General features: G+C 70.8%; 6 protein-coding genes. 5 read left to right on the top strand and 1 reads right to left on the bottom strand.

The genetic code is table 11. The features are described from left to right. From ACZ5GT_RS40680 to ACZ5GT_RS40665, 4 genes are all read left to right on the top strand, one after another. Positions 1-453: carboxyl transferase domain-containing protein (locus ACZ5GT_RS40680; protein WP_469036972.1), on the top strand; the 453-nt coding region annotated here is incomplete at its 5' end. Positions 454-462: 9 nt separating this feature from the next. Next, positions 463-669, top strand: a complete 207-nt coding sequence (locus ACZ5GT_RS40675; RefSeq protein WP_469036968.1) for an acyl-CoA carboxylase epsilon subunit — start codon at positions 463-465, stop codon at positions 667-669. 186 nt (positions 670-855) lie between these two features. Then, positions 856-984, top strand: a complete 129-nt coding sequence (gene mmpB, locus ACZ5GT_RS40670; protein ID WP_324787314.1) for a morphogenic membrane protein MmpB — start codon at positions 856-858, stop codon at positions 982-984. 31 nt (positions 985-1015) lie between these two features. Then, complete coding sequence (locus tag ACZ5GT_RS40665) at positions 1016-1636, top strand: Maf family protein (RefSeq protein WP_469036964.1); 621 nt, start codon at positions 1016-1018, stop codon at positions 1634-1636. On the opposite strand, the gene ACZ5GT_RS40660 is transcribed toward ACZ5GT_RS40665, so the two are convergent. Continuing rightward, entirely contained in the window at positions 1605-2084 is a 480-nt protein-coding gene (locus ACZ5GT_RS40660) for a hypothetical protein (protein WP_469036963.1), read from the bottom strand. The two genes, ACZ5GT_RS40665 and ACZ5GT_RS40660, sit on opposite strands and share 32 nt — an antisense overlap. 366 nt (positions 2085-2450) lie before the next feature. Between ACZ5GT_RS40660 and ACZ5GT_RS40655 the strand changes: the two genes are divergently transcribed. Then, positions 2451-2578: biotin carboxylase N-terminal domain-containing protein (locus ACZ5GT_RS40655; protein ID WP_146225392.1), on the top strand; the 128-nt coding region annotated here is incomplete at its 3' end.

Genomic DNA, 2578 nt, shown 5'->3' with positions numbered 1-2578 from the left:
GTCGACCAGGAACACGACGGCATCATCCGCCGCGGCGCCAAACTCATCTACGCCTACGCCGAAGCCACCGTCCCCCTGATCACCGTGATCACCCGCAAGGCCTTCGGCGGCGCCTACGACGTCATGGGCTCCAAGCACCTCGGCGCCGACCTCAACCTCGCCTGGCCCACCGCCCAGATCGCCGTCATGGGCGCCCAGGGCGCCGTCAACATCCTGCACCGCCGCACCATCGCCGACGCCGAGACCGCCGGCGAAGGCGAGGCCACCCGCGCCCGGCTCATCCAGGAGTACGAGGACGCCCTCCTCAACCCCTACGTCGCCGCCGAACGCGGCTACATCGACGCCGTGATCATGCCCTCCGACACCCGCCGCCACATCGTCCGCGGACTGCGCCAGCTGCGCACCAAACGGGAAACCCTGCCCCCCAAGAAGCACGGCAACATCCCCCTGTAAGGAGCCGCTGTGATCAAGGTCGTCCGGGGAAACCCCACCCCCGAGGAACTCGCCGCCGCCCTCGCGGTGGTCAGGGCGCGCGCCATGGCCGTGGCCGCGGCGGTGCCGAGCGAGACGCACGACAGGGACTCCTGGTCGGACCCGTCCCGCATCGCGGCGCACCGCCTGCCCCAGCCCGGGCGCACGACGTGGGCGCGCACCTACTGGCCGTCCTGAGCACGACCGGGACACCACGGCCGGGAGACGGAAGACCACGGCCGGGAGACGGGAGACCGCGGCCGGTACGCGGGCCGGAAGATCACGGCCCGGGGGGGGCGACCACGGCCGGGAGACGGGGAGTCCGGGCGAACCTGAGTACCCGTACTCAGGCGTCCGGACCTCCGCCCGGAGCACGCTGGAAGCATGCTGTGGTCCGATCCCGAGAACGAGCCGCCCGAGGAACTGCGGGACACGCAGGAGATGTTGCGGCGGCTCGGCATTCTCATGGCCCTGGCCATGGTGCTGGCGATGATCGTGATCGGCCTGAGGTGAGCCGGCGGGGACAGCTCGCTACGCTGACCGCATGACCGATCAGCCGCGCCGCCGCCTCGTGCTCGCCTCCCAGTCCCCCGCCCGGCTCGGCCTGCTGCGCCAGGCCGGATTCGATCCCGAAGTGATCGTCAGCGGCGTGGACGAGGACGCCGTCACCGCGCCCACCCCGGCCGACCTGGCGCTCGCCCTCGCCGAGGCGAAGGCCTCCGTGGTGGCCGCCCGGCCCGAGGTGAAGGGCGCGCTGGTGATCGGCTGCGACTCGGTGCTGGACCTGGACGGCGAGGCGCTGGGCAAGCCGGCCGACGCCGAGGAGGCCACGGCCCGCTGGAAGGCGATGCGCGGGCGCGCGGGCACCTTGCAGACCGGCCACTGCGTCTACGTCGCCGGGACCGGCCGCTACTCCTCCGGCACCGCCTCCACCGTCGTCCGCTTCGGCGAGCCCACCGACGAGGAGATCGCCGCGTACGTCGCCTCGGGCGAACCCCTCCACGTCGCCGGGGCGTTCACCCTCGACGGTCTCTCGGCGCCGTTCATCGAGGGCATCGAGGGCGATCACGGCAACGTGATCGGCATCAGCCTGCCCCTCGTGCGCAAGCTGCTGGCGCAGCTGGGCGTCGGCATCACGGACCTGTGGGCGCCGGACCGGGCGTGACCGGGCTGCCGCCGGGCCCGGCGCCGTCCCGGGGCTCCTCGGCCGGGGCGGGGCCCTGGGGGGCGTCGTACGTCATCAGCAGCAGGACGACGAGCGCGAGCACGACCACCATGAACACGAACGCCGGCCAGCCCACCAGACTCCACGCGAAGGCCCCCAGCAGCCCGTGCACGACGGCGACGCTGACCAGCAGGACCCGCCCGAAGCCGGCCGGCGGACGGTCCCGCAGGGCGACGAGCAGGGCGACCAGTCCGCACAGGCCGAAGTAGAGGCCGAAGACGATCCCGCCCGCCTTCGAGGACACCGACATCATGTCCGGGTCCAGCCCGGCCAGGGACATGTCCTGGCGGTCGACGACGATTCCGAGGAACCAGTTCAGCGCCGCCACGCCGACCGCTTCCGCGAACAGCAAGAGCGCCACGATCCACGCCACCGGTCTGCGCACCACCGGTCCCCACCCACTCTCGAGCCGAACGCCTGTTACCCGAAGTCACGTTTCGATACATCGCGAACGCTACTAACGGGTAAACCGCGGGACAAGGGTCCGGTGGGTGGCAAAGATTCATTGGGCCGTTCGTAGGGATTCCACAAAGAAACCGGGTGGCCCGCAGCACGCTCTCACAGAGACCTTGACCACATGAGGGGACTAGGGTTTCCGGGAGGAGTCCTGCGTATTGCGGTGCGACAAGGGATTTCGCCGGTTGAGCGAGCCTCGAATCACGCTCCGTGTGGGCAAGCTCACCACTGGGGACGGGTCGATGCGCCGTGTCGGCAGTCCCTAAACTCGGCTTGTTTCAAGGAGGGAGCCTCTATCGTGCGCAAGGTGCTCATCGCCAACCGTGGCGAAATCGCTGTCCGTGTCGCCCGGGCCTGCCGGGATGCCGGTATCGCGAGCGTGGCCGTCTACGCCGACCCGGACCGGGACGCTCTGCATGTCCGCGC

The organism is Streptomyces sp. NPDC031340 (assembly GCF_055569945.1).
Note: the sequence above shows the minus strand (reverse complement) of the source record. Positions and strands in the feature narration are given on the sequence as shown.